Consider the following 26,593-nt stretch of genomic DNA (forward strand, 5'->3'; position numbering starts at 1 on the left):
TTTACAACTGTTAACTAGTCTTCACAATACTATTTTTTATTTTTTAGTCCTGGTATCCAGCTAGTTCCAGCTAGTGGAACTCTTGCCATAGCAGCAGATTCAACTGTAAGTGCACATAAATCTTCAGGTTCTAAATTATGTAAATCATTTTTACCAGAGGCTCTAGCTATTGTTTGTGCTTCAAGCGTCATCACTTTTAAATAGTTTGATAAACGTCGTCCGCCAGCAATAGGATCAAAGCGTTTCATTAATTCAGGTTTTTGAGTTGTAATTCCTGCTGGATCATTTCCCTCATGCCAATCATCATAGGCTCCTGCAGTAGTTCCTAATTTATTATAATCTTTTTCCCACTTAGGATCATTATCTCCCAAAGCAATCATTGCAGCAGAACCAATTGAAACTGCATCTGCTCCAAGAGCCATTGCCTTAGCAACATCAGCACCATTTCTAATTCCACCAGATATAATTAATTGAACTTTTCTATGTTGGTCTAAATCTTGAAGCGCATCTACTGCAGGTCTAATACATGCTAAAGTAGGTTGACCTACATTTTCAATAAACACTTCTTGAGTAGCAGCTGTTCCACCTTGCATTCCATCTAAAACAACAACATCAGCCCCAGCTTTAACAGCAAGAGCAGTATCATAATATGGTCTTGCTCCTGCAACTTTAATAAATATTGGAACATTCCATCCTGTAATTTCTCTTATTTCTAAAATCTTAATTTTTAAGTCATCAGGACCTGTCCAGTCAGGATGTCTACATGCAGACCTTTGATCTATACCCTTAGGTAAAGTTCTCATTTCTGCGACCCGATCACTAATTTTCTGACCTAATAACATTCCTCCACCACCAGGTTTTGCACCTTGCCCTATAACAATTTCAATAGCATCTGCTTTTCTAAGGTCATCAGGATTCATTCCATATCTAGAAGGTAAAAGTTGATAGACTAAATTTTTAGACTGACCTCTTTCCTCAGGTGTCATTCCACCATCACCAGTAGTTGTAGATGTACCAGCCATACTTGCTCCACGCCCTAAAGCTTCTTTAGCTCTCCCTGATAATGCACCAAAACTCATTCCAGCAATTGTAATAGGAATATCTAACTCCAAAGGTTTTTTTGCATAACGTGTTCCTAAAGTTACTTTTGTATTACAGGTTTCTCTATATCCTTCTAAAGGATATCTAGACATTGAAGCACCAAGAAAAAGTAAATCGTCAAAGTGAGGAAGCTTTCTTTTAGATCCTCCACCTCTAATATCATAAATTCCTGTTGCTGCTGCTCGTCTTATCTCTGAATTTGTATACTCATCAAAAGTCCATGATATACGAGGATGAGTTTTTTTATTATCTGACATTATTAATAGCTTGATACATTATCGATGTTAAAGTTATATAGTTTTCGTGCTGAACCATATCTCTTAAAACTATCTGGTTTAATATTTTTTATTTCACTTTTTTTTAAAAGAGCTAAAATTTTATTTAAATGCTTCTTTTCCATTTTTTTTTCTATGCAATCTGCACCTAAAGATTTAACTGATCCTTTGACAAAAATATCAGTTTCATAAAGACTATCACCCAAAGCCTCACCTGCGTCACCACAAACTAACATCGTTCCAGATTGAGCCATAAATGCAGACATGTGACCAACAGAACCTTTAACCACGATATCAATTCCTTTCATTGAAATACCACACCTTGAGCTAGCATCTCCATCAATTACAAGTAATCCGCCATGAGCAGTTGCGCCAGCAGATTGTGAAGCATTACCTTTAACATGTACTGTTCCAGACATCATATTTTCAGCAACACCTGTACCAACATTTCCATCTATTGTTACATGTGCTTTTTGGTTCATTCCTGCACAATAATAGCCAACATGGCCTTTGATTAAAACTTTCATTTCCTGGTTTAATCCAGCACATAATGCATGACTTCCTTCAGGATTTATAATCACAAAGTCTCTATCATTTTTTTTATTATCTAAATTTTGTAAAGTATTATTAATTTCTCTTAATTTCTTTTTTTTTAAATCTAATTTCATTAATTCCCCCACGAGTAAACAATACCTGGCTCAGGTTCAAAAATTTTTGCATTATTTACATCTGGTAAATGTGCCATGGCTTGAAACTCTGATGCTATTGCAACATAGTTTTTTGTTTCTGCTATTACTGCAGGTTTACATGCTATTTCATCTCTAACAACTGCAAAGCCCTTTCTAGTTCCCGTAATAAATGTATAAAAACCATCTAAATCTTTAAGACCCGATGTAAGCGTATCTTTTAAAGATATATTATTTGATAAACTGTTAGAAACATATCCTGCTGCAACTTCAGTATCATTTTCAGAGTTAAAGACACTACCTTTTTTGGTGAGCTTTCTTCTTAAATTATTATGATTTGATAATGAACCATTATGAACCAAGCATTCATCTTCACCAGTAGAGTAGGGGTGAGATCCATCAGTAGTTATTGCACTTTCTGTAGCCATTCTTGTATGACCTATTCCATGAGTACCACTAAAACTATCTAATTTAAATTTTTTTACTACATCTTTAGGATTACCAACTTGTTTAAATATTTCTATTGATCGGCCATACCCAACTATAGATACTTTAGGAAAATTCGAATTAATTATCTCAATCACTTTCTTTGGCTGCTCAAGAGTTTTAAGAATTACATGATCTGAGATTTGAGCAAGTCTGGCTTTTTTAAGTTTTTTAGATATTTCTTTCTTAAAGCTATTAAAATTTAAATCATTAATACATAAAGAAAACTTGTATAGTTTTTTACTTTCATCTTTATAAATTGCAAACCCAGCACTGTCTGGTCCACGAGATTCCATATTATTAAGCATACCAGATAACATTTTTCCTAAACTTTTTTCAAATTTTTTATTTTTTAAGTAGATGCCAACAATTCCACACATAAATTTTTTTAAGTTTATTTTATTAAAGACAGTAGAAAATCTTTATAGTAGAAAATATTTCCTACTACAATGATGATAATAGCCGCTATCACTCCATACTTTGCTTTTGGAAAAACGACACCTCTCATTTTACTTGGTCTCAGATCTTCGTTATTATTTCTATCCATGATTGTATAATTTTTGTAAAAAAAAAGGGCGCCACAATTAAATAGCGCCCAAATTTTTAATTGATATTACCAGTCAGTAATATTGCTCTTATGATCATTAGCACCATGTCTCTTTCTTGCTAGTCTTGAAAGTTTTTCACTTTCAGATCTAGCAGTCAAAACATGCCAGCCAATCCAGAAAACTACACCTAGAATAACTAGTAAAGTTTCACTAGATCCAGCTCCCGGGTAAATTGCTCCGACAACTTCCTCAGCACTTAAATGATCTATCCAGTTTGTTACTGTAGCCATATTTTTTCTCCTTTACCTAGTTGAAGAGGCGACTGCTTTTTCAGCATCTCTATCGTCCTCCATCATTTCATAGTCTAGTCCAGCTATTTCTACTTCACGTGGGATTCTTAACTTACCCATTCCGTTTAGTATCTTAGCTAAAACATAGCCTGGTAGCATTCCAAGAACTCCAAACATTATAATTGCTCCGAGGAATTGTCCCAGTGGATTGATTGATGCATAAGTTGATCCGTCCCACATAGCTCCAACACTGTATCCAGATGAAGGATAGCCATTTAAAACAAATCCACAAATTACAAGACCAACAAATCCTGCATAACCATGTACTGCTACTGCACCAACTGCATCATCAATTTTGAACTTACGTTCAACCCAGTAATGCATTTTGTATGCAATAACTACACCGATCGCACCAATAAGCATTGCTTGTATCGGGTGATACAAATCATTACCCGCAGATGCACAGATGATCCCAGCAAGTCCACTTGAGTAAGTCCAGAATGGATCACCTTTAGCGACCACGTATCCAGCCAATAATCCACCTGATAATGACATCAGAAAGTTATAGGTTATTCCACTCAGGGTGGTTGGGGTTACATATATGTTTGTTGCTGTCCAGTACGTTACACCTTCCATTCCATACTCAGGTCCAAGATCAAATATCGGTATATTACATGCCGCATAAAATCCCCAGAAACCAGTATAGATTAAAAATAATCCAACTGTAACTAGCCATGGGTTTCTTGGTCCTATATTTCTTGGCTCACCACTTGATGAGAACTTTCCAATTCTAGGTCCTAAAACGATTAGAACACCTAAAGCAAATCCACCCGCAATTGCGTGAATTACTCCTGATGCATAAGCGTCATGATATCCTAAAATTTTGAGCATCCATCCATCAAAGTGCCATCCCCAAGCAGCATCGATTGTCCAAAATACAGATCCAATTGCAATCGCTAAAATACCAAATGCAAAAGTTGTAATCCTTTCAATGATTGCTCCAGAAACAATTGAAGCAGCTGTCCATGAAAATAGTAAGAATGCAGCCCAGAATACTCCACTTATGTGATCACCTAAGTTTACAGCCATTAGTGGACTGTTTGCTAGATAGTAAGTGGCACTAAACGCAGAATCGTCTGTTATTAATGCAGTACTCTCATTCATTATTGAAGGTGCTATTCCTGGTCCTGTTGGGAATGCCCAGTAAATCCACCAACCAAAGAAAAACCAGGTTACTGTTACTAGTGGTATTACCATGGTATTTTTCATTAAAGTATGCTGGTGATGTTTATATCGTGAGGCTCCAACTTCATACATACAAAATCCGACGTGAATCAGGAACATTAATACTACTGTTACCCAGTAGTAAAATTCTGTAAATATAACTGTAAGAGCGCCTAATTGATCATCCATAATCTCTCTCCTATTAGTTTTATAAAGACTACAAAATTTATAGAGGGGTGACAAACTATACATTGCTTAAATAAGCAAGTAACAGCAATGAGTTTTAAAAAATAATCAACCTTTGATTGAGGTACTAAAACTTAAGGTAAGCTTTTTTCAAATCAACAAGAGGGTGCTTTTTAGACATTTGAAACTTAACTAAAAGCTCTCTTGCAATCATATCTCTGTCTTGTTGGTTGTTTGGCAGTTTGATTGATTTTGGAATTGTAACCCAACCATTTGCATTTCTACAAAATACAGCAGGTCTATCCTCTTCATAACCCATGTGAATATCTTCTAACCAGTTAAGATCATCCCATCCCATCGCTTCTACATATTTTTTTAAGAATGGTGTCATCTTCTTATAATCAGGTAATAGGTTAACGTCATATCTATAACCGATATGTTGCCCAATCATTTTTTCTCTAGCGGTCTCTTTAGATTTTCCACCTAGATTTTCTTTTTTTACTTTTATTTTTTTTTTTTTCTTAAGCATATTTACCTCTTATATTTTATGATAGTTATCAACACCAACAGTGAAGTTAGTTCCAGTTAACGGAACTTTAGCTAAAGCAGATGATTCCATCGTTAAAGCAGCTAAATCCTCAGGTTCTAAAGAGTGAATATTAGTTTTACCACAAGCTCTTGCTAAAAGTTGAGCCTCTAATGTCATTGCATGAAGGTAATTATAAACTCTTAATGCAGCATCATCAGGATTTAATCTAGCTCTTAATTTAGGATCTTGTGTTGCAACACCAACTGGACAACGACCAGTATGACAGTGATAACATTCACCAGCTTTTACACCCATTTCTTTTTCAAAGTTTGCTTCTGGTATATCTTTATTACAGTTTAAAGCCATTAAAGCACCAGTCCCAATTGCTATTGCATCAGCACCTAGAGCTAAAGCTTTTGCCATATCAGCACCATCTCTAACACCACCTGCATAAATTAAAGTTACTTGTCCAGTTTTACCAACATCATCAATAGCTCTTCTAGCTTCTCTGATTGCAGCAATTCCTGGAATACCAGTATTTGCAGCAGCTATGTGAGGACCAGCTCCTGTTGAACCTTCCATACCATCTAAGAATATTGAGTCTGGATTACATTTTGCAGCCATACGAACATCATCATAAACTTTTGATGCACCTAGTTTTAACTGAATTGGAACTTTATTTTTTGTAAGCTGTCTTAATTCTTCAACTTTTAAAGCTAGATCATCTGGACCTAACCAGTCTGGGTGTCTTGCTGGAGATCTTTGATCAATACCAGATGGTAGAGATCTCATTTCTGCAACTTGATCAGTAACTTTTTGACCCATTAAATGTCCACCCATTCCAACTTTTTGCCCTTGACCAATAAATACTTCAATTGCATCAGCTAGTTGAGCGTGATGAGGATTGAAACCATATCTTGATTGAATACATTGGTAATACCATTTTTCAGAATATCTTCTTTCATCTGGAATCATTCCACCTTCACCAGAACATGTTGCACTTCCAGCCATTGTTGCTCCTCTTGCTAAAGCAGTTTTTGCTTCATAAGAAAGTGCTCCAAAACTCATACCCGTAATATATACTGGTATATCTAATTCAATTGGGTTTTCACAATTTGGTCCAATAATAGTTTTTGTTTCACATTTTTCTCTATAACCCTCAATTACAAATCTTGTAAGAGTTCCTGGTAAAAATACCAAGTCATCAAATGTAGGAATTTTTTTCATTAATGCCATTCCACGCATTCTGTATCTTCCAAGTTGAGCTTTAATATGAATATCGTCTATAACTTCAGGAGTAAAAATAGCATTGTGACCTAACAGACTTTTATTTCTTTTACCTTCTTCGTGTGCATGAACATCAGCTTTTCCACCAACACTTCCATTAGCTTTTTTTAATTTTTTACTACTTTTTTTAATTTTCTTTTTAGCCATTAGATAGCTCCTTTCTTTTCATGAGGTTCTAGATTATCATAGTTCCAAAGTTTTTTCCCTGCGACTATTTTTGTCATTTTACTAACGTCAAATTTTTCACCTATCTCTGCAACTTTTAATTTCCTTTTTAACCAATCTTGATCACTAGCTGATAAATCAGCTGGCACAGCATCACTTCCAAATGATCCTATTTTTCCACCAATGAATATTGTTCCGTCATACATTGAGTCCCCTAAGTTTATTCCAACATCACCTAGAATAATAATTCTTCCTCTTTGCATCATAAAACCAGTGAATGCGCCAGCATCACCACCAACAATGATAGTTCCGCCCTTCATGTCAATTCCAGTTCTTGCACCAACACTTCCTTTGCAAATTAAATCACCACCTCTTATAGCGGCACCAAAACAAGATCCTGCATTTTTTTCTATAACAACTTTTCCTGCCATTAAATTTTCAGCACAAGACCAGCCAACTCTACCATTAATTCTAACAGTTGGTCCATCACAAGAACCCATACCAAAATAACCCAAACTTCCTTCAAAAATTAAGTTTAATTTATTCAAAATACCAACACCTAAACTATGTTTTCCTTGAGGGTTTTTAATAACAATTGTTCCAAAACCTTGGCTCATTAAATTGTCAATCTCTTTATTGGCCTCTGGAGCTGACATTTCTTTAACATCTAGCTCTGTTCTTTTATTAAAATCTACATCATAAGTTCCAAAATAATAAAGATTTTCACCTTCATCAGGATTAAAAAACTTTTGCTGTGTTCTTCCTGTTAAAACTTCTGTGTGCATACCCATTGACTGGGCCTTAGTTTTCTTTTCTGTAGTCTTTAAATTTGCCATACTTTTACCTCTCCATCAAATGGATCATATGTATCTATCTCTTGCGGTAGAACTGATCTGATTGCTATTTCTTCTGAACCCATTGCCACTAAATCATCAGATTCATAAAGAACCAAAGGTTTTGCAGCCATAGTATCTTTTGCCATTCCTAAAGAATCTTTAGTTGCAACAAAATATGTAAAAACTCCATCAAGACCTGTTAAAGAAGCCTTCATTCCTTCTTCAAGAGATGCGCCTTCCCTCATTTTTTGAGCAATATAAACGGCGATTAATTCTGAATCACATTCAGACATAAATCTCATGCCTTTATTTTCAAGCATTCTTCTATTATTCCAGTAGTTAGTTAATTGACCGTTATGAACCACAGAAACATCACTAAAAGGATAACCCCAAAAAGGGTGAGCAGATTTAATATCAACACCTGACTCTGTAGCCATTCTAGCATGACCAATTGCATGTGTTCCAACCAATTTATCTAAACTATATCTATCACAAACCATTTTAGCATTACCTAGATCTTTAATTACCTCTAATGATTTTCCCATGGAAAGAATTTCAACACCTGGAATGCTTTCTATCTTTTGTGAAAACTCTAATAGATCCCTTACATCATAAGTAAGTTCATATCTCAAAGAGTAGGGTAGAATTCTTTCTTCTTTAACTATTTTGGCACCTAACTCAGATAAATACTGATCAACAATTTTCTTTCTTTGATCGTATACAGAAACATCCTCCATTATTGATGAACTTCCTTCACCAACATTTTCTCCAACTTTAAAACGCATGATAAAGTTTTTACCATCCGTATCTCCATACAAAGCATAACCTGTAGAATCTTCCCCTCTATGTTTTAAAGCTTGAAGCATTCCTTGTAGTTCACTTCCTACATTTGATGATTTACCTCTATGTATTAATCCCGCTATTCCACACATATATTTCCCCTATTTTATTAAAGATTACGGTAGACAGTCTAGATAAGTATCTAGATCCCACTGAGTTGTTGCACCTAGAAATCTTTCCCATTCATCATTTTTATACCAATGGAAAACTTTATACATCTCATCTGGCATAGCTGATTTAATAACCTCATCTTCTTCTAAACGATTTAAGGCTTCACCAAGACTTAAAGGTAATTTTTTAACTTTTTTACCAGCTGCCTGAGCATCATACATACTTCGAGACTCTGGTTTTCCCGGATCAATATTATTTGTTATTCCATCATCAAAACATTTCAATAATCCTGAACCCATCAAGTATGGATTATGCATTGAGTCAACAGAACGATATTCAAATCTGCCAGGAGCAGAAACTCTTAAACCACAAGTTCTGTTTTGAAATCCCCAGTCAGCATAAACAGGCGCCCAAAATCCTGTATCCCATAATCTTCTATAAGAGTTTACTGTTGAAGATCCAATTGCTGTTAACGCACCCAAATGTTTCATTACACCACCAATTGCTTTTAATCCAACCTTACCTGGTAACTGAATATCATTAGTATCTGGCATAAAATAATTAGTTCCACCTTCAACATAAGTAAAAACATCGTCCATCGCTGGAATAGATTTATGAGATAATTTATTAATTCTATCTTTTCCACCTTTCCATAACGACATATTCGTATGACAACCACTCGCTGATACACCCATAAAAGGTTTTGTCATAAAGCAAGCTATCAAATTAAATTCTCTAGCAACTTGTGCACAAATTTGTCTATAAGTTGAAAGTCTATCTGCGTTTCTTAAAACATCATCGTACATCCAGTTTAATTCTAATTGTCCAGGTGCGTCTTCGTGATCACCTTGAATCATATCAAAGCCCATCGCTCTAGCGTATTCAAAAACTTTCATAAATACAGGTCTTAGAGATTCAAATTGATCTATGTGATAACAATAAGGTTTAGAAAAACCTTTACCTGTTGGAGACCCATCTTCATTTTTAGTCAACCACATCATTTCAGGCTCAGTTCCAACTCTTAATTGATAACCGTGTTTCTTTTTAAATTCTTGAGCATGTATTCTTAAATTTCCACGGCAATCAGAAGTTAAATGAGCACCTGGATTATCTCTTTCTTCTCTATTTCTAAAGCAAGTAACGAACACCCTTGCAACTTTTTTATCCCAAGGAAGCTGACAAAATGTTTCAGGATCAGGTATGCCAACTAGTTCTTTAGCTTCTGGCCCATAACCAATATAATCTCCATGACGATCAACAAATAAGTTAGCTGTAGCACCATAAACTAATTGAAACCCTTTTTCACAAGTTCTTTCCCAATGATCAGTAGGAATACCTTTTCCCACAACTCTTCCAGTTACAGAAATAAATTGAAAAAATATATACTCAACACCTAGTTCGTTAATTTTAGCTCTAACTTGTTTTACTAATTTGTCTCTACCAGGCTGTCTAACGTGTCTGTCTAAATCTGTCATTATCTCTCCCCCTAATGAATTCTAATACTTGAACCCTAGCTGAAAATTATATTAGTGTCTAGGCATCTTGATTATAATAAATATATATAATTTGTATAACTACTATGAGCTATTACATGTATAAGTTGTGTAAATAAAATTGTTTTGATTTTAATTTAATTTAAATTTTTTCTTAGCTCCACGGGAATGGACTATTCGAGGTAGGGTGAAGCTCTCCTTTTTCATAACGATCAAATCTAAAAGGTTTTAATAATTCACTTTCAGTTCCAAGAATTTCTTGTGCAACAAGTTCACCGACACCAATCATTTTGTATCCATGATTTGCATCAGCAATCATATAAACATTTTCTAAAAACCTATCAAAGATAGGAAAATTGTCAGGTGTCATACATCCTAAGCCACCTGATGGTCCTTTTCTATACAAACCTGATTTACCTTCAAATCTCTTATGACAATGTGCTAAAGCTGAACACCACATATCATTAAATGATTCTGTGGTTTGAAACTCAGGTGAATCTATTCCATATGGATCTATGTTTATCTTATCAAAATGTTTATCTACTATGTATGGAGAGGTTCCACCTTGAACACCAAGACCTTCAATATCTGGCTTATAATAAATTCCCCAAAGCTCATCTGTTATTAATTTTTTAGTTGTATCAGAATATAATGGGGCTGTAGAATCAACATGCATTACAGGAGGCTGACCACCGTCATTCATTTTTAAAAAGTCTTTATCAACACCAATAACACCTTCTTGTAACATCCAATATTTCCACATATCCTCTTTATGAAATTTTCCATCTTGTCCTTTAATATTAGCAACTTTTGGAAGTTCTAACATGTTCCAAAAATCTCTAACCCAAGGACCAGCACCAACGACTACCTGTTCGCACTCAATAATTCCTTTGTCTGTCTCAACACCATTAACTGCTTTACTAGTACTACTTTTTTTAAAGCCTGTAACCGTAACACCCTTAATAATATTAACTCCGTTTGTATTAGTTTTTTCTTCTAGAGCTTTTATAGAAGCTTTGTTGAATGCATAACCACCTTTTTTTTCATGTAATACGGATGTAATTCCTGTTGCTTGCCAATCGTCAAACATACCCTTCATATATTTAGTACATTCTTTTTCACCTTCTATAAATTCTGATTCATATCCAATAGCTTTTTGTTGTTCATATATTGTAGCAACATCTTCGTGCATAACTTCAGGAGATATTTGTAAATACCCAACAGCATTATATTTCCAAGCCTTAGGATCACTTTCCCAGACAGAAACTGAGTGAGCCATTAATTCTCTCATAGCAGGTTGGAAATAATTATTTCTTATAACGCCACAAGCTATTCCACTGGCACCCGCTGCAGTATCTTTTTTTTCAAGAATTACAATGTCACCAGGGTTTTTATAAGTCTCAGAAAGTTTCCAGGCTGTGCTTAGCCCATGAATTCCGCCACCGATGATTACTACTTTTGCTTTAGTTGGTAGTGTTGACATATTTAAACTCTATTCCTCTGAAGATCAATTAATAGGATTATTTTTATAACAAAAAAATATATATATAAAATAGTAACTTAGTGAGTTGCTTAAATAAGCATTTAATAGCTGATATTTTTAAGTGTATTCAGATAATCATTAAATTCTTTAATGAACGTTTCACTGGGCCTAATATTTTTTATTCGCTGATCAGTTGAAGTTTTTTCTAAAAAAAAGAATCCTTTAATACATGCTTCATTAATTATCAAAGCTGCTTTTGGTCTAGAGGTTTTAAAAAGTCTTGTTTTCAATTCTTCTACTGAAAGCTTTTCATTGACCTTATATGCATGCATTACTAACAGCATCAAATGGTAATGAGAGGGTGATTTTCTAAAAAAATAGTTGCTTGAAGTATGAGACTTTTTAACTTGGTCTTCCCAGAAATCTAAAAGAGTTTTTTCTTGATCCATAATATTATCTAAGCTTTAACTCTAGATTTTGTTGGATCGTAGAATGGAAATGGTACGACTTTAGCAATAATTCTTTTTTGGTGCCCATCAAGTTTTCCTATTTCTACTTTCGATCCTATTTCGGAATACTTAACATCAATTCTGCATAGCGCAATATTTTTTCCAAGTTTTGGGGACAACATTCCACTTGTTATTACACCAACTTGACCTCGACCTATATAAACATTGTCACCATGCGCCGCAGGTTCGTGTCCATCCAATTCTAAGCCAACTAATTTCTTTTGTGGGTTTGCTTTTCTTTTAATTAATTCTTCCTTACCTATAAAATCATCTTCTTTAGTTTTAAGTGGAACTGTAAAGCCAATACCTGCTTCAAATGGATCTGTTTGATCGTCAAACTCATAGCCATAAAAGATTAGACCAGCTTCAATACGAAGCATGTCTAAAGCTTCTAAGCCTAATGGAGTAATATCAAACTCTTTACCAGCTTCCCAAACTTTATCCCAAACCTCTGCAGCATCTTTTGGATGACACCATATCTCATAACCAAGTTCACCCGTATAACCTGTTCTTGAAATAACAATTGGCGTTCCTGTTTCATGATCTATTCTTGCAATATTAAATCTAAACCATTCAAGTTCAGTGATCGATGGCTGTATTGGTGGTGTCCATACAAATTTTTCTAAAATTTTTCTACTGTTTGGACCTTGAACTGCAATGTTATGTATATGATCTGTTGCAGATTTAATCCAAACTTTATAATTTTTCTTTTTAGCTTGTTCTTTTAACCATTCACCGCTGTATTCATCTCCACCAATCCATCTAAAATTATCTTGTCCTAATTTAAATAAAGTACCATCATCTAACATGCAGCCATTTTCATAACACATGGCTGTATAAACAACTTGCCCAACTGATAATTTTTTTACATTTCTAGTAAGCGTGTATTGCATTAAATTTTCTGCATCGGGTCCAAGAATTTCAAACTTTCTAAGAGGTGATAAGTCTGTTGCAATCGCACTTTCTCTACAAGCCGAATATTCTTTTATAGTTCCTGAATTTGTAAAATTATTAGCAAGCCAAAAACCTTTATACTCAACAAAATTTCTTGTCAGTTCTGAAGTTTTTTTATGGAAACCTGTTTCTTGAGTTAGTTTTGGTTCAGAGTCTGTTTTCATTCTAAATGCTATTGCCTTTGAATACTTTTTTTCCTTTGAATAAGTCCTAACAAATATATCGGTGGGATTCCAGCCATTTGCAGCATCAACATCACAAGGACAAGCAGAAGATATGCATGTTAGATTTTTTAATGCTCTAAATAAAACGTAATCTCCTGGTCTCGACCAAGGCTCATCAAAAGTTGCAACATTATTTTCATCAATTCCTGTGTTAAAAAAAAGGTTTATAGCAGACCAGCTTTTACGAGAATTGATGTCATATTTTTCCAAACCTTTATTAAAATTATCTGTACAATTAATATGCCCCATATAACCCATATCTTCATAATATTTTGAGGTACAAGCAAGGTTGAATGTATCGTGTCTTCCAACGGTATCTCTTACAACTTCAACCATAGCTTCATGATCACCATCATAAAACTTTGAAAATAAACCAGGTCCAGGGTAAGCACTACCCATAAAGGTTCGTGTTGCTTTATCATCAATAATACTTTCAATTCCATCATTTAATTTTTGTGTATCAAAAGCTAAAAAATCTGAACATTGTCTTCCACCTGGATCAATTATTTGAATATATTCACCAGCCTTAACACTATAAGTCTCTGCAGTTCTTCTTTTAACAAGCTGCTCTATAATCGGGTCACTTAATGGATCTGGTAAAATGAATTGTTCATCTGTTTCTATAAATTTAGCCTTAGATAAAAAAATTGTTAAATCTGTTGGTGGATTCTGCTCATGAACATTCATAGCACCGCCAGGAGCTGCAATCATAACTATACATTTGTCTTTTGAAGTTAGCGTAATTTTTTCACCCATTACACAATCATTATTAAAAATAATTGATGCCTTAGCATTGTGTAACTCTAAGTTTTTTTTCTTTAAAATTTTTGAAATTTTTTCATCATTAGAAATAGTTTTTTTTGAAAAATCTGCGTTAGAATTTTCTTTTAAACTTAAAATAGATAAATCAGATTTACCATGTGAATTGAAAACAACTACTTCACAAATTTGCTGTCCCTCATCATTAATAATTTCTATTTTGTCTTCTGGTAAAACTTCTATTAATGATAGGCCACCACCTTTTACAAAATATTTTTCAACTCCTGGTGGCAAAGTTCTTAAACCAGGATTTTTAATATCTTTACTAGTATGTAGCATTGTCAGTATAAATTTTAATAATTTAGGTTTAGCTTAATATAATCATAGGGGATTGACTATAAATTTAATAAGTGAGAACATAAGTTATTAAACTTAATATTGAGGGAGAGAATATAATGAAAAAAATAGTATCATTAATATCTGCCCTAGTAATTTCAGTAGTTAGTTTTGCTGGAATATCTAATGCAGCAGATAGTAAAAAACCTATCGTTATTCCAACTCATAACTGGTCAAGCCAAATTGTAATGGCTCACGTTATTGGTGGAATTTTCGAAAGTATGGGAAATAATGTAAAATATGTAAACACAGACTCACAAGCTGTTTATGAAGCAATTCGTATCGGTGATGTAAGTTTATCTCATGAAGTATGGGAATCTGCGTTTGGAAAATCATTCACTACAGCGCTAGACAAAGGAGGTTTGGTTGACTGGGGAGATCATGAAGCTAGAACTCTTGAAGATATGGGTTATCCAAACTGGGTTGCTGAAAAAGGACTATGTCCTGGTCTTCCAGACTGGACTGCATTAAAAAATCCAGCTTGTGCTAAAAACTTTACAACGCCTGATTCAGGTGGAAAAGGACGAATGTTAGAAGGTCCACAAAGTTGGCATGGAGATTTAATACCTCAAAGAGTTGATGCTTTAGGACTTGGAGATCTTTGGACTGTTAAATTTGCTGGAAGTGCAGATGCACTTTGGGCTGAACTTAAAGCAGCTGAAAAAGAAGGAAGAGGAACTATAATATTTAACTGGACACCAAACTTCACAGATGGTGCTGGTTTTACTTTTATAGATTTCCCTCCATATTCAGCAGGTTGTAGACCAGAAGACGGTGGTGATGGAAAATGTGGTTCGCCAGATGGTTATTTGAAAAAAGCTGTAACTGCAGACTTTCCAAAGACACATCCAGCGGCAGCAGCGGCATTTAAAAAAATGTCATTCTCTACAAGTCACATTGGTGCAATGGCTGCTTTAGTTGACCTTGACAAAATGACTCACGAAGATGCAGCTAAAAAATGGTTAGCTGACAATAAGAGTGTTTGGCAAGCTTTTACTAAATAAGGGTAACAGTTAATAAATTGAAATCTCTCCCAACAATGTTGGGGGGGATTTTTTTAAAGAATGTGCTTTCGCACAAATTCAAATTACGGATCTAATTGATTAAATGATAAAGTTTTTTTTATATATATCTATCAGTCTATTAGTTTTTAATTCTTCTTTTGCAAAAAATATAGATATACAAGAGGATATTAAAATTGGTTTTGTATGTGAATTAGAAAAGAAAATACTCAAGAATTCAGAATATAATTATAAAACTTTTTTTGCAAAAGATTTAGAAAATCAAAATTTAGAAAAATTTGAAATCGATGCAAAACAACCAGAAAAACTTTTGATCAATGGGTTATCATTGTTCCTTTCTCAAACTGCAAAATTTGAAGTAAAAGTTGTAAATAAAGACATAGTTTTATTCAAAGCTTTTGATGAAGGAAAAAATTATTCAGAATCAGGTATAATTAATAGAAAATCGGGTGAATTAGTTCACGAAATTACAATAGGTATAAAAAGTGATAATCTTGAAAAAAATATTTCTTTTTACTTATGCAGTTGAATTTAAAAAAATGAAAAAATATTTATTTTATATAGCTTTAAGTTTTTTAATTGCAACATCAGCATCAGCTCGAAAGACAGGTTGTGAAGGAAATTGTAAGGATGGTTTTGGTAAATGGACTTACACTGACAAAACAACATATGAAGGTAATTGGGTTGGCACACAAAAGCAAGGACAAGGAGTCGAGACTTGGCCAAATGGATATATTTATAAAGGTGAGTTTAAAAATAGTGTGTGGAGTGGAAATGGTATTTTAACATTTCCAAACGGAGCAACTTATGATGGGGAATGGGCCAATGGATTTATGAATGGAGAAGGAACATTTACATGGTCTGATGGAAAAGAAAAAAAAGGAATTTGGAAAAATGGCAAATTCCAAGAATAGATAAAAATGTTACAAAATATATATTTAAATAAACTAAAGAAGATATCTGAGCCAGTTAGACAATTTGGAGGTCTTATCATCTTAATAATTATTGTAATTTTTTCCTTTGCTATCTTAAATAATATTTTTGGTGAGGGTGAAGAGCTAATTGCTAAAATGAAAATAGAAGAAGAAAGAATTGAAGAAACAAGAAAACAAAATGAACTGATTTCAAGTTTACCATCAGGAATTTTAGTATTCTATGAAGGAACTGATCATTATAAATTGTCTTTAGAGCAATATGAAAAAGTTTGCAATGCAACAAAGATTATTCCACAGCGTGCAATTATGGGTGCCAATTTTTTGAATTTTAGAGCACATCACATTTATACTATTAATGGAAACAAAATTGATGAAACGTTTGTAAAATGGAATAAGGAAAATAATAAATGCTTTGCAGGGTTTACAGTGAGTGGAAATAATGTTGGGGTGGATGAAAAGATTACTGTTAACGGTGAAGTTTTAAATTTTTTAAGTACTGGAATTGATACAAGAGTTTATTTTATTAAAAATTTTTGAGGAGAAAAATAATAAGTATAAATAATATAAAAAGTGATTTTAATTTTTATTTCGTATAACTTATTAAAACATTATGACTGATACAGTAATAAAATGTGAATCTGTTTACAAAATTTTTGGTACTAATGCCAAAAAGATGCTCCAAGAGGCAAATGGAAATGTAGATGCCAAAGCATTTCAAGAAAACGGATGCATAGTGGGTGTGAACAATGCTTCTTTTGAGGTTGCAAGAGGTGAAATGTTAGTTGTGATGGGTTTGTCGGGCTCAGGGAAATCAACATTGTTAAGATGTATTTCTAGATTAACAGATGCAACTTCTGGAAAGATTTTTATAGAAGGTCAAGATTTACTTTCATTAAGCAACAAAGAACTTATTGACCTTAGAAGAAATAAAATGGGTATGGTGTTTCAAAGTTTTGCTTTGCTTCCTCATAAAACAGTTGTGGAAAATATTGCTTTCCCACTTCAAATCAAGGGCATTAAAACTAAAGATAGCATTATCAAAGCAATGGAAATGGTTAGGCTTGTTGGTCTTGATGGTAGGGAAAATTATTTTCCAAGAGAACTTTCTGGTGGTCAACAGCAAAGAGTAGGTATTGCTCGATCATTAGCTGTTGAGCCTGATATTTGGTTTTTAGACGAACCATTTTCTGCATTAGATCCACTAATTAGAAAAGAGATGCAAGATGAATTTTTGAGACTTCAAGAAAAATTACAAAAAACAATTATGTTTATTACACATGATTTTGATGAAGCCTTAAAACTTGCTGACCGTATCGCAATAATGAAAGATGGTATAATTGAACAACTAGATACCCCAGCTAACATTGTGTTAAATCCAGCAACAGAGTATGTAAAAAATTTTACTGAGGAAGTTCCTAGGGAGAAGGTTTTGAAAATAGAAGATGTGATGGAAAAACCAAATAATGAAAATTTAAGTGATTTAAAGGTTTTAAGAAATGAAATAATTGAAAATGTTGCCGAAAAAATTTTAACCCAAGAAAAGTCAGTATCTGTAATCGATGAAAACAATCAAATTGTTGGTACTGTTCATCCATCAAAAATAATTCATACAGTTTTTGGTGGAAAAAAAAATAATGATTAAAATATGGAATTATTAAAAAAGTATCCAAAAGTATTTCAATGGTTATTTTTGTTAGTTGCTTTTTTTACTTTATGTTTTGCAATTGATGTCCCAGAAACTTATAAATTTATTAGAGGTCAAGCAGAATTCATTAAAGATCCAAATCAAAGCACTTACACGCTCTTTGGTGCAGAAGTAAGGTATTATGCATTTGATGTATTTTGGAGACTACCTCCTTTGCTTGGATGGTTACCTATATGGATAAACGATTCATTATTTTTTTTAATGAATGATTGGATGCCAATGGAATTTTGGAATGAAGACACTCAAGAATTTAAAACACGACCTCTAGTTTTACAAATAACAAGAAATTTAACCTCATTTATAACGTTTCTCATAGAATTAATAAGAGAGATTTTATTAGGTGGTGTTGAAACTATTGTTGCATTTACAAGTTGGGATTGGATAAGTGAAAATTCATGGGCAGAATTGCCAGGATTGCCTTGGACAATTGTTGCTGCGGGTGCAGCGGTACTTGGATATAAATTAAGTGGTAAAGGTCTAGCTTTATTCGCTGCTATAGTCATGATTTATATTTCTATTTTTGGTCAATGGAAACCTTCTATGCAAACACTTTCTTTTATATTAGTAGCAGCACCACTATCTTTTATTTTTGGTTTGAGTTTAGGGATTGCAGCGTTCAAAAGTAAACGTGTGGAGAAAGCTTTATACCCAATACTTTTAGTTATGCAGACTATGCCTCAATACGCAGTATTAGTTCCAGCAATTGTTCTCTTTGGTGTTGGAGATCATGCCGGAGTAATTATAACTATGGTTGTAGCTGTTCCACCAATGATACTACTGACTTTGTTAGGTCTTAGAGGGGTATCGCCTGAAGTTATTGAAGCTGGTAAAATGAGTGGATGTAATAATTTACAACTTATGTTTAAAGTATTAATCCCAACTGCAAGAAGGGATATTTTGATTGGAGTAAATCAAGTTATCATGGTGTGTTTTTCTATGGCAGTAATTTCAGCGTTTATAGGTGCTAAAGGTTTAGGATTTAATCTATTGTTAGCTCTAAACCAGCTGAACATTGGATTAGCGCTAGAAGCAGGTTTATGTATCAGTTTGATTGCAATATTACTTGATAAATTGTCATTAGCTTGGGCAAATAAACAAATAGATTACTTTGGTAACCTAACTTTTTTTCAAAGATATAAAAATACATTATTTTTTTCTGGTGCAATATTTATTGGAATTATACTTGCTTATGTTGGGTCTTTTTACTTTAAGGAAGGTTTTAATTATTTGTATGAAATTCCCCACAATAAAGGAATATCAACAGCAGATTTTTGGAATAAAGGAGTTGATTGGATTTGGGATACTTTCTTTCAAACTTTAAAAATTTTTAATACATGGTTGATAGTTGATGTATTGCAGCCTATGCGTGCTGCCTATTTAAGAATGCCTATTGTTGCAACCTTTGTTTTAGTTATGGGAGCTGGCTATATAATTGGAGGAATACGTTCAGCTTTTGTAGTGGGTGCTTTGACATTATTTATAGCATTAAGTCCATGGTGGGACAGAGCTTTAGTTACAACATACATGGCAACTTTTGGAGTTATCTTGTCTTGTATAATTGGTTTTACTGTTGGAACTTTATGTTTTCAGAATAAACATACCACAAATTTTATGTTGGGAGTTTGTGATATTTTTCAAACATTCCCTTCATTTGTATATTTAATTCCAGTAATGATGCTTTTTGGAGTTACAGATACATCAGTGTTAATTGCTGTAGTTGTTTATGCAACCATACCTGCAACGAGATATACTATTGAAGGATTAAGAAGTGTTCCATCTTCTTTACATGATGCAGCCTCAATGTCTGGTGTAACAAAAATACAAAGATTGCTGAAAATAGAATTCCCATTAGCACTTCCTCACATGATGCTTGGTTTAAATCAAACAATTGTATTTGCTTTGTTTATGGTAATTATTGGTGCATTTATTGGAACTGAGGATTTAGGACAATATATTTTAAAAGCTATATCTGATAAAAAAGGTGCAGGTATAGGCCTAACACTAGGTCTTTGTGTTGCTTTTATAGGCTTGATTTTTGATAATTTAATCCGAACTTGGGTAGAAAAAAGAAAAAAACACCTAGGTATAGATTAGAAATAATATTCAACTTCTAAAAAAGATCTACTGAAAAAATCTAACAAATTTAAAAATAATTATTTTGACTGATCTAAAAAAGTTTTTAAAGAATCGTCCATAGCAATTTCCCAATCAGTATGATGTTTAGGACCAACGGATCCAGTCACTGGTGAAGCAAATGACTTATTTCTATAAGTCATAATATTTTCGACTTTATGATGTTCCCATTCTTTAAAAGTTTTTCTAATTAATTCAAAATCAATTTTTGGATAATCAGATAAATCATGAAGTTCTTTTGTGTACTCTGTTTGGAAATCGATCATTTGATCGGCACTTTCTAATTTTTCTTCAAGAGATACCCATTTATTAATATCTTTTTCAATCTCTGAGTCACTTGGAACTTTAATTTTTCCCATTATAACATCTCTTGCAAACCAAGCCTGACAATCAAACATATTAAAAGTATGAAATTGATCTTGCATACCTAGGTATATTAATTTGTGATTATTTTGCCAAACCACACCCTTATATAACTTTGGTGGATATAATCTGTTCCCTGTTTTTAATTTAAGACCTTCAGATATAAAAGGAAAATGATGGAGATATCCTGTACATAAAATTAAAGCATCTGTTTCTTGTATATGACCGTCTTTAAATATTGCCTTGTTACCCTCAAGTCTATCTAGGTGAAAAACTTCTTTCATTCCATTGGGCCATTTAAACCCCATTGGATTATGTCTATAGGCTATGGTTACACTTTTTGCACCATACTTATGACACTGAAGAGCTACATCTTCAGCAGAATAACTGCTTCCTAAAACAACAACATTTTTATCTCGAAATTCTTCTGCATCTCTAAAATCATGAGAGTGCATTATTCTTCCAGGGAACGCCTTCATTCCAGGATATTCAGGGATAAATGGAACTGAAAAATGACCAGTTGAAACAATCACATAATCAAAAATATCTTTTGAAATCTTATCATTTTTTTTATCACGATAAGTAACTTCAAAACTATTATCCTCATAAGAAACATTGATAACAGAAGTGTTAAATTTAATTTTAGATTTTAAATTTCCCTTTTTAACTCTACCTAAAATGTAATCGTATAAAACTTCTCTAGGAGGAAAAGATGGAATTGGTTTTCCAAAGTGTTCATCAAATGAATAATCAGCAAACTCTAGACATTCTTTAGGGCCGTTTGACCAAAGATATCTATACATGCTGTTAGGTACAGGGTCTCCGTATTGGTCAGAACCTGTTCTCCAACTGTAATTCCATAAGCCTCCCCAATCTTCTTGTTTATCAAAACAAACTATTTCAGGTATTTTTTCACCTTTTTTTTCAGCTTGCTCAAAAGATCTCAAAGCAGATAAACCACAAGGCCCAGCACCAATAATTGCTACTTTTGTCATAAAATCACCTCTCCCTAATAAATTTATAACTGTACTTTACCAACAAAATGCTAAAAATTAATATAAAAAAATACAGTATTATGAAAAAAATTATTATTATCGGTGCTGGAGCAATGGGGTCAGCATTCGCTGTGCCATGCCTTGAAAACCAGAATGAGGTAACACTTGTTGGTACGCATTTAGAGGATGATTTAATAAATAATATTAAATCAAATAATAATCTTCATCCTGCCTTAAATATTGAATTACCATCAAAATTAAAGGTAGAAAAATTTGAAAAATTACAATCAATATTTGAAGGTGAGGTGGATATAATTGTTGCTGGAGTTAGCTCTGTAGGAATTGAATGGTTTGTTAATCAAATATCAAAAAATTATAAAAAAAATACTCCCATTATTTTATTAACAAAAGGTTTGGCCATAGAGGACAATGAATTAATAACACTTTCAGATAAAATTAAAAAACTTCTCAAGGAAAAAGGTCATGGAGAAGTAAACATTTCAGCAATTAAAGGACCTTGTTTAGCAGCAGGTCTTGCATATAAAATGAGAACAGGAACAGTTATTGCAAACCCAGATATTAAAGAAACTGAAAAATTAAAAAAGATTATATCAACAAACTATTATTCAACAGAAGTGTCAGATGACTTAACTGGCATTGAGTTATCAGGTGCAATTAAAAATATTTATTCAATGTTAATTGGAGCATCTGAAGGATTAAGCAATTCAAATGCGCCTAAAGAAATTCAATCTAAATATTATTTAAATACATCGGCCTCATTAATTCATAGATCAATTTCTGAAATGGTTGAATTTGTTTCTTTTTATGGGGGTAGAGCAGATACAGTTTATGGTCTAGCTGGCTTAGGTGATTTATATGTAAGTGCAATAGGAGGAAGAAATAGCTTGATGGGAAAATATTTAGGTGAGGGATATTTATATAAAGATGCAAAGGAAAAATTTATGAAAAATATTACAGTAGAAGGTGCGCAGCTTGCATTGGAAATTGGACCAAAAATTTTACAAGATCTTAATTCTAAACATTTTCCATTAATGTTTAGTATGCTAAACACTATATGTGAAAATAAGAAGTTAGAAATTCAATGGTAAAAAATATATTAATATTTATTTTTATAGTGCTTGGAATGGTGGTTATTCTAAATTTTAGTGATCATAATTTAAAAAGAGCTGTCGATGCCTGCCTAGCTGGAAGTCAAAAATTATCTAAATCAAAAATTACAGATCTTGAAGAGGCTAAAAAATTCTGTGAAGAAGAAATTAAAAAAAATAAAAATTAAAAAGAGACCCTTAAATGAAGTCAAATTGGAATTATCCAACAACTATGTGGGTTGGAAAAAATAGAATTAAAGATTTAAGTATTGCTTGTAAAACTTTAAATATTAATAAACCATTGTTAGTAACTGATAGTGGTCTTGCTAAATCAAAAATCGTAATCAATGTTCTAGCGAATTTAAAAGAAGGTGGTATTTCGACTGAATTATATTCAGATGTTGTGGGTAATCCAACTGGCACCAATGTAACTGAGGGTGCTGATTATTATAATAAAAATGATTGTGATGGAGTAATAGCTTTTGGAGGAGGTAGTGGCTTAGACGTTGGTAAAGCAATTGCTTTTATGTCAGGTCAAACCTTACCTATTTGGGATTTTGAAGATGTTGATGATAATTGGACTAAAGCAAACTCTGACAAAATTGCACCAATTATTGCTGTACCAACAACTGCTGGAACAGGATCAGAAACAGGGCGAGCATCTGTAATATTAAATGAAGAAACGGGTGTAAAAAATATAATTTTTCATCCTAAGTTTTTACCTTCAATAGTTATTTTAGATCCAGTATTAACACTTAGTTTGCCTGCAAAGATTACAGCCGCAACTGGTATGGATGCGCTAGCTCACAATTTAGAAGCATATTGCGCTCCAGGATATCACCCAATGGCTGATGGAATTGCTTTAGAGGGTATGAGATTAATTAATGAATGGTTACTTGAAGCAGTTAACAACGGATCAAATATTGAAGCTCGACAAAACATGTTAACAGCAGCAAGCATGGGATCAACAGCATTTCAAAAAGGCTTGGGGGCAATTCACTCGTTAAGCCATCCAGTAAATGCTTTAAATAATATTCATCATGGTTTATCCAATGCAATATTCATGCCTTACGTGTTAACTTTTAATAAAGATGCAATTGAAAAGAAAATAATAAAGATTTGTGATTATTTAGAACTTAAAGATAGATCTTTTGATGGTTTTGTTAACTGGGTTTTAGATTTAAGAAAAAAACTGGATATGCCACATAGATTATCAGAAGTGATTGATGAAAAAAATTTTGATATTGATAGACTATCAAAAATGGCTTTAGCTGATCCATCTACTGGAGGAAATCCAAAAAAATTAACTGAAAATGATATGAGAACAATGTATCAGCATAGTATGAGTGGAGAATTGTTTAAATGAGTAATTTGAATATTTTAATTGTTGAAGGAAATATTAGAGAAGATAGTGAGTTTTTTATTAAAGCAGCTGGAAGTTCTGCAGCAGATAATTTAAAAAATTTAATTTTAAAGATAGAACCATTAACAAATACTGAAATTATAAATCCTGGCCATGATGATGAGACAACGAATGCTCTGAAAAATATGAATAAATATAATGGTATTGTGTTTACTGGTGGTGCAATGAGAATAAATGATATGACAGATGTTATTAAGAAACATATCAATTTTGCCTCTAATTGCTTTAATCATAAAAATAAGATTTTAGCAATTTGTTGGGGATTACAAGTTTGCTCAACAGCAGCCGGTGGTAAAGTAAACCCTGGAAAAAATGGTGCTCACATTGGAATTGCATCAGATGTAATTATTAATAATGAAGGGGAGCAGCATTTTATATATAAAGATAAAAAACAAATTTTTACATCACCAGCATTTAATTTTGATGAAGTAAGTGAATTACCAAAAAATGCTATTCTTTTATCAAGTGACATAGTTAACAATGTAATGGGTGTTAGCTTTAATGCAGGAAACTCTGAAATTATTGGCTTACAGTATCACCCTGATTATGAGTACTCTCAAATGCTTAAACTTATTGATGGCCGTAAAGAGCGATTGTTTAAAAGTAAAAATTTTTTAAATGAAGAAGAATATGAAAGCCATATTTCATACATAAAATCTCAAAATGAACTATTAGATTTTAATAATAGAACATGTGAAGTTAGAAACTGGATTAATTATATACGTAACTAATTTTAAAACAGACCTTCAATTTCACCATCTTTATTTAGTTTGATCGAGTCAGCAGCTGGAACCCTTGGTAGTCCAGGCATAGTCATAACAGCACCACATATAACAACAATAAACTCTGCTCCTGATGAGAGTTTAATTTCTCTGATTGGCAAAGAATGTCCTGTTGGTGCACCTTTTAAACTTGGGTCTGTTGAAAAGCTGTATTGAGTTTTTGCAATACAAATTGGGAAATCTCCGTAACCAGCATCTTCAAAGCTTTTTAATTGATCTCTAATTTTAGTATCAGCAATAACCTCATCTGCTCTATAAATTTCTTTTGCAATTGTTTCTATTTTTTTAAATAGAGGAGTTTTGCTTTCATATAAGAATTTAAATTTATCTTCATTTTTTTCACATAATTCAGCAACATGGCTTGCAAGTTCTTTTGTACCTTCGCCACCATTTGCCCAATGAGTACAGAGACTTGCTTTAACACCAATAGTGTCACAAAATTCTATCAAAGCTTTTACTTCATTATCTGTATCTTTAATAAAATGATTAACAGCTACTGCAACCGGTAAACCAAATTTTTTAACATTTTCCACGTGTCTTTGAAGATTAACTAAACCTTTTTTTAAGGCTTCCACATTTTCTGTTTTAAGGTCATCTTTTGCTACACCACCATGCATTTTTAAAGCTCTAATAGTTGCAACAATTACAACACAGCTAGGTTTTAAATCTGACTTTCTGCATTTAATATCAAGAAATTTTTCTGCACCAAGGTCTGCACCAAATCCTGCTTCTGTAACAACATAGTCAGCAAGTTTTAGCCCAGTCTTTGTAGCGATTACAGAATTACAACCATGTGCAATATTTGCAAAAGGACCACCATGAATAATTGCAGGATTATTTTCTAAAGTTTGAGTAACATTAGGTCTAATTGCATCCTTTAATAATACAGTCATCGGACCTTGTGCTTTTAAGTCCTTAGCATAAACAGGTTTTTTATCTCTAGTGTATGCAATTGTAATATTTCCAATTCTTTTTTCTAAATCTTCTAAATCATTTGATAAGCAAAAGATTGCCATGATTTCAGATGCAACAGTTATATCAAAACCATCTTCTCTTGGAAAACCATTTGCAACTCCACCTAAGTTTATATTTATAGACCTTAAAGAACGATCGTTCATATCCATTACTCTTTTCCATACAATTCTTCTTACATCGATATCTAGTTTATTTCCCCAATAGATATGATTATCAATTAATGCTGATAATAAATTATGAGCTGATGTTATGGCGTGAAAATCTCCAGTAAAATGTAAATTAATTTGCTCCATTGGAACTACTTGAGCATAACCACCACCTGCTGCTCCACCTTTCATTCCAAAAGAAGGACCAAGGCTTGGTTCTCTTAAACAAACAATAGATTTTTTTCCAATTTTATTTAGACCATCATTTAAACCAACTGAAGTTGTGGTTTTCCCTTCACCAGCTGGAGTGGGAGTGATCGCTGTAACTAATATAAGTTTTCCATCAGGTTTATCTTTTAAAGTATCCAAATATTCTAGGTTAATTTTTGCAATATGTCTGCCCATTGGACTGAACGCAGTACTTTCATCTGGTACATTTATTTTTGCCAAGATATCATTTATAGGTTGCATTTTAGCTTCTCTAGCTATCTGAATGTCTGATTTAACTTCACTCATTTAAAACTCCTATAAATTAAAATTTCTTTGAGGAATTAGTATCTTCTTTTATGAATTTTTGAAACTTATAAAAATTATATATAAAAATAATAATAACTATTTATATT

25 protein-coding genes are annotated in these 26,593 nt (G+C 33.0%); 10 read left to right on the top strand and 15 right to left on the bottom strand.

What is annotated here, in order from left to right:
• Window positions 1–29 precede the first annotated feature (29 nt).
• The 13 genes from E5R92_RS06725 to E5R92_RS06785 all read right to left on the bottom strand — a co-directional run bounded on the left by E5R92_RS06725 (window position 30) and on the right by E5R92_RS06785 (window position 14,325).
• On the bottom strand, window positions 30–1,358 hold the full coding sequence (locus E5R92_RS06725) for an FMN-binding glutamate synthase family protein (protein WP_168607318.1): 1,329 nt from the start codon (window positions 1,356–1,358) through the stop codon (window positions 30–32).
• Window positions 1,359–1,360: 2 nt separating this feature from the next.
• Complete coding sequence (locus E5R92_RS06730) at window positions 1,361–2,044, bottom strand: protein glxC (protein ID WP_168607319.1); 684 nt, start codon at window positions 2,042–2,044, stop codon at window positions 1,361–1,363.
• Window positions 2,044–2,928 carry a class II glutamine amidotransferase gene (locus E5R92_RS06735; protein ID WP_168607320.1) on the bottom strand — a complete coding sequence of 295 codons (885 nt, stop codon included), beginning with the start codon at window positions 2,926–2,928 and terminating at the stop codon, window positions 2,044–2,046. Before E5R92_RS06735 ends, E5R92_RS06730 begins: the two co-directional genes overlap by 1 nt.
• Before the next feature lie 233 nt (window positions 2,929–3,161).
• Window positions 3,162–3,386: a hypothetical protein gene (locus E5R92_RS06740; RefSeq protein ID WP_168607321.1), complete on the bottom strand. Its 225-nt coding sequence runs from the start codon at window positions 3,384–3,386 to the stop codon at window positions 3,162–3,164.
• A 12-nt stretch (window positions 3,387–3,398) separates the two neighbouring features.
• Window positions 3,399–4,799, bottom strand: coding sequence for an ammonium transporter (locus E5R92_RS06745; RefSeq protein WP_168607322.1), 1,401 nt, complete (start codon window positions 4,797–4,799; stop codon window positions 3,399–3,401).
• Window positions 4,800–4,923: 124 nt separating this feature from the next.
• Window positions 4,924–5,325 (bottom strand): hypothetical protein, encoded by a 402-nt coding sequence (locus E5R92_RS06750; RefSeq protein ID WP_168607323.1) that lies wholly within the window; start codon window positions 5,323–5,325, stop codon window positions 4,924–4,926.
• 9 nt (window positions 5,326–5,334) lie between these two features.
• Window positions 5,335–6,759 carry an FMN-binding glutamate synthase family protein gene (locus E5R92_RS06755; RefSeq protein WP_168607324.1) on the bottom strand — a complete coding sequence of 475 codons (1,425 nt, stop codon included), beginning with the start codon at window positions 6,757–6,759 and terminating at the stop codon, window positions 5,335–5,337.
• Window positions 6,759–7,613 carry a GltB/FmdC/FwdC-like GXGXG domain-containing protein gene (locus tag E5R92_RS06760; protein ID WP_168607325.1) on the bottom strand — a complete coding sequence of 285 codons (855 nt, stop codon included), beginning with the start codon at window positions 7,611–7,613 and terminating at the stop codon, window positions 6,759–6,761. Before E5R92_RS06760 ends, E5R92_RS06755 begins: the two co-directional genes overlap by 1 nt.
• On the bottom strand, window positions 7,601–8,545 hold the full coding sequence (locus E5R92_RS06765) for a class II glutamine amidotransferase (RefSeq protein WP_168607326.1): 945 nt from the start codon (window positions 8,543–8,545) through the stop codon (window positions 7,601–7,603). The genes E5R92_RS06760 and E5R92_RS06765 overlap by 13 nt, the downstream gene beginning before the upstream one ends.
• Window positions 8,546–8,569: 24 nt before the next feature.
• Window positions 8,570–10,039, bottom strand: a complete 1,470-nt coding sequence (locus E5R92_RS06770) for a glutamine synthetase family protein (RefSeq protein ID WP_168607327.1) — start codon at window positions 10,037–10,039, stop codon at window positions 8,570–8,572.
• A gap of 172 nt (window positions 10,040–10,211) precedes the next feature.
• Window positions 10,212–11,540 carry an NAD(P)/FAD-dependent oxidoreductase gene (locus E5R92_RS06775; protein WP_168607328.1) on the bottom strand — a complete coding sequence of 443 codons (1,329 nt, stop codon included), beginning with the start codon at window positions 11,538–11,540 and terminating at the stop codon, window positions 10,212–10,214.
• 101 nt (window positions 11,541–11,641) lie between these two features.
• Window positions 11,642–11,989: a hypothetical protein gene (locus E5R92_RS06780; RefSeq protein WP_168607329.1), complete on the bottom strand. Its 348-nt coding sequence runs from the start codon at window positions 11,987–11,989 to the stop codon at window positions 11,642–11,644.
• Between the two features lie 8 nt (window positions 11,990–11,997).
• Window positions 11,998–14,325 carry a trimethylamine N-oxide demethylase gene (locus E5R92_RS06785; RefSeq protein WP_168607330.1) on the bottom strand — a complete coding sequence of 776 codons (2,328 nt, stop codon included), beginning with the start codon at window positions 14,323–14,325 and terminating at the stop codon, window positions 11,998–12,000.
• 116 nt (window positions 14,326–14,441) lie between these two features.
• Here E5R92_RS06785 and E5R92_RS06790 point away from each other — a divergent pair, with 116 nt between their 5' ends.
• The 6 genes from E5R92_RS06790 (at window position 14,442) to E5R92_RS06815 (ending at window position 20,138) form a co-directional block, all read left to right on the top strand.
• A complete protein-coding gene (locus tag E5R92_RS06790; protein ID WP_168607331.1) occupies window positions 14,442–15,386 on the top strand; it encodes an ABC transporter substrate-binding protein in 945 nt (314 codons plus the stop codon).
• Between the two features lie 103 nt (window positions 15,387–15,489).
• On the top strand, window positions 15,490–15,933 hold the full coding sequence (locus E5R92_RS06795; RefSeq protein ID WP_168607332.1) for a hypothetical protein: 444 nt from the start codon (window positions 15,490–15,492) through the stop codon (window positions 15,931–15,933).
• A 10-nt stretch (window positions 15,934–15,943) separates the two neighbouring features.
• Window positions 15,944–16,318 (top strand): MORN repeat-containing protein, encoded by a 375-nt coding sequence (locus E5R92_RS06800; protein ID WP_168607333.1) that lies wholly within the window; start codon window positions 15,944–15,946, stop codon window positions 16,316–16,318.
• A 6-nt stretch (window positions 16,319–16,324) separates the two neighbouring features.
• A complete protein-coding gene (locus tag E5R92_RS06805; protein ID WP_168607334.1) occupies window positions 16,325–16,876 on the top strand; it encodes a hypothetical protein in 552 nt (183 codons plus the stop codon).
• 73 nt (window positions 16,877–16,949) lie between these two features.
• Complete coding sequence (locus tag E5R92_RS06810; protein ID WP_168607335.1) at window positions 16,950–17,981, top strand: quaternary amine ABC transporter ATP-binding protein; 1,032 nt, start codon at window positions 16,950–16,952, stop codon at window positions 17,979–17,981.
• Between the two features lie 3 nt (window positions 17,982–17,984).
• Window positions 17,985–20,138 carry an ABC transporter permease gene (locus E5R92_RS06815; protein ID WP_168607336.1) on the top strand — a complete coding sequence of 718 codons (2,154 nt, stop codon included), beginning with the start codon at window positions 17,985–17,987 and terminating at the stop codon, window positions 20,136–20,138.
• A 59-nt stretch (window positions 20,139–20,197) separates the two neighbouring features.
• Here the strand turns inward: E5R92_RS06815 and E5R92_RS06820 are convergent, their stop codons facing one another.
• Window positions 20,198–21,535, bottom strand: a complete 1,338-nt coding sequence (locus E5R92_RS06820; RefSeq protein ID WP_168607337.1) for an NAD(P)-binding domain-containing protein — start codon at window positions 21,533–21,535, stop codon at window positions 20,198–20,200.
• Between the two features lie 80 nt (window positions 21,536–21,615).
• Here E5R92_RS06820 and E5R92_RS06825 point away from each other — a divergent pair, with 80 nt between their 5' ends.
• The 4 genes from E5R92_RS06825 to E5R92_RS06840 are packed head-to-tail and all read left to right on the top strand — an operon-like array spanning window position 21,616 to window position 24,798.
• Window positions 21,616–22,644, top strand: a complete 1,029-nt coding sequence (locus E5R92_RS06825; protein ID WP_168607338.1) for a 2-dehydropantoate 2-reductase N-terminal domain-containing protein — start codon at window positions 21,616–21,618, stop codon at window positions 22,642–22,644.
• Window positions 22,638–22,832, top strand: a complete 195-nt coding sequence (locus tag E5R92_RS06830) for a hypothetical protein (RefSeq protein WP_168607339.1) — start codon at window positions 22,638–22,640, stop codon at window positions 22,830–22,832. Before E5R92_RS06825 ends, E5R92_RS06830 begins: the two co-directional genes overlap by 7 nt.
• A 14-nt stretch (window positions 22,833–22,846) precedes the next feature.
• Window positions 22,847–24,010, top strand: coding sequence for an iron-containing alcohol dehydrogenase (locus E5R92_RS06835; RefSeq protein WP_168607340.1), 1,164 nt, complete (start codon window positions 22,847–22,849; stop codon window positions 24,008–24,010).
• Window positions 24,007–24,798, top strand: a complete 792-nt coding sequence (locus E5R92_RS06840) for a glutamine amidotransferase-related protein (RefSeq protein WP_168607341.1) — start codon at window positions 24,007–24,009, stop codon at window positions 24,796–24,798. The genes E5R92_RS06835 and E5R92_RS06840 overlap by 4 nt, the downstream gene beginning before the upstream one ends.
• Window positions 24,799–24,800: 2 nt before the next feature.
• Here the strand turns inward: E5R92_RS06840 and E5R92_RS06845 are convergent, their stop codons facing one another.
• Window positions 24,801–26,486: a formate--tetrahydrofolate ligase gene (locus E5R92_RS06845; RefSeq protein WP_168607342.1), complete on the bottom strand. Its 1,686-nt coding sequence runs from the start codon at window positions 26,484–26,486 to the stop codon at window positions 24,801–24,803.
• Between the last annotated feature and the right edge of the window lie 107 nt (window positions 26,487–26,593).

This window comes from Candidatus Pelagibacter giovannonii (assembly GCF_012276695.1).
In the GTDB taxonomy this organism is placed as follows: Bacteria; Pseudomonadota; Alphaproteobacteria; order Pelagibacterales; family Pelagibacteraceae; genus Pelagibacter; species Pelagibacter giovannonii.

Excerpts from the sequence above, each read along its gene's own strand:
- E5R92_RS06725 (WP_168607318.1), bottom strand. The coding sequence starts at position 1,358 with ATGTCAGATAATAAAAAAACTCATCCTCGTATATCATGGACTTTTGAT.
- E5R92_RS06730 (WP_168607319.1), bottom strand. The coding sequence starts at position 2,044 with ATGAAATTAGATTTAAAAAAAAAGAAATTAAGAGAAATTAATAATACT.
- E5R92_RS06735 (WP_168607320.1), bottom strand. The coding sequence starts at position 2,928 with ATGTGTGGAATTGTTGGCATCTACTTAAAAAATAAAAAATTTGAAAAA.
- E5R92_RS06740 (WP_168607321.1), bottom strand. The coding sequence starts at position 3,386 with ATGGCTACAGTAACAAACTGGATAGATCATTTAAGTGCTGAGGAAGTT.
- E5R92_RS06745 (WP_168607322.1), bottom strand. The coding sequence starts at position 4,799 with ATGGATGATCAATTAGGCGCTCTTACAGTTATATTTACAGAATTTTAC.
- E5R92_RS06750 (WP_168607323.1), bottom strand. The coding sequence starts at position 5,325 with ATGCTTAAGAAAAAAAAAAAAATAAAAGTAAAAAAAGAAAATCTAGGT.
- E5R92_RS06755 (WP_168607324.1), bottom strand. The coding sequence starts at position 6,759 with ATGGCTAAAAAGAAAATTAAAAAAAGTAGTAAAAAATTAAAAAAAGCT.
- E5R92_RS06760 (WP_168607325.1), bottom strand. The coding sequence starts at position 7,613 with ATGGCAAATTTAAAGACTACAGAAAAGAAAACTAAGGCCCAGTCAATG.
- E5R92_RS06765 (WP_168607326.1), bottom strand. The coding sequence starts at position 8,545 with ATGTGTGGAATAGCGGGATTAATACATAGAGGTAAATCATCAAATGTA.
- E5R92_RS06770 (WP_168607327.1), bottom strand. The coding sequence starts at position 10,039 with ATGACAGATTTAGACAGACACGTTAGACAGCCTGGTAGAGACAAATTA.
- E5R92_RS06775 (WP_168607328.1), bottom strand. The coding sequence starts at position 11,540 with ATGTCAACACTACCAACTAAAGCAAAAGTAGTAATCATCGGTGGCGGA.
- E5R92_RS06780 (WP_168607329.1), bottom strand. The coding sequence starts at position 11,989 with ATGGATCAAGAAAAAACTCTTTTAGATTTCTGGGAAGACCAAGTTAAA.
- E5R92_RS06785 (WP_168607330.1), bottom strand. The coding sequence starts at position 14,325 with ATGCTACATACTAGTAAAGATATTAAAAATCCTGGTTTAAGAACTTTG.
- E5R92_RS06790 (WP_168607331.1), top strand. The coding sequence starts at position 14,442 with ATGAAAAAAATAGTATCATTAATATCTGCCCTAGTAATTTCAGTAGTT.
- E5R92_RS06795 (WP_168607332.1), top strand. The coding sequence starts at position 15,490 with ATGATAAAGTTTTTTTTATATATATCTATCAGTCTATTAGTTTTTAAT.
- E5R92_RS06800 (WP_168607333.1), top strand. The coding sequence starts at position 15,944 with ATGAAAAAATATTTATTTTATATAGCTTTAAGTTTTTTAATTGCAACA.
- E5R92_RS06805 (WP_168607334.1), top strand. The coding sequence starts at position 16,325 with ATGTTACAAAATATATATTTAAATAAACTAAAGAAGATATCTGAGCCA.
- E5R92_RS06810 (WP_168607335.1), top strand. The coding sequence starts at position 16,950 with ATGACTGATACAGTAATAAAATGTGAATCTGTTTACAAAATTTTTGGT.
- E5R92_RS06815 (WP_168607336.1), top strand. The coding sequence starts at position 17,985 with ATGGAATTATTAAAAAAGTATCCAAAAGTATTTCAATGGTTATTTTTG.
- E5R92_RS06820 (WP_168607337.1), bottom strand. The coding sequence starts at position 21,535 with ATGACAAAAGTAGCAATTATTGGTGCTGGGCCTTGTGGTTTATCTGCT.
- E5R92_RS06825 (WP_168607338.1), top strand. The coding sequence starts at position 21,616 with ATGAAAAAAATTATTATTATCGGTGCTGGAGCAATGGGGTCAGCATTC.
- E5R92_RS06830 (WP_168607339.1), top strand. The coding sequence starts at position 22,638 with ATGGTAAAAAATATATTAATATTTATTTTTATAGTGCTTGGAATGGTG.
- E5R92_RS06835 (WP_168607340.1), top strand. The coding sequence starts at position 22,847 with ATGAAGTCAAATTGGAATTATCCAACAACTATGTGGGTTGGAAAAAAT.
- E5R92_RS06840 (WP_168607341.1), top strand. The coding sequence starts at position 24,007 with ATGAGTAATTTGAATATTTTAATTGTTGAAGGAAATATTAGAGAAGAT.
- E5R92_RS06845 (WP_168607342.1), bottom strand. The coding sequence starts at position 26,486 with ATGAGTGAAGTTAAATCAGACATTCAGATAGCTAGAGAAGCTAAAATG.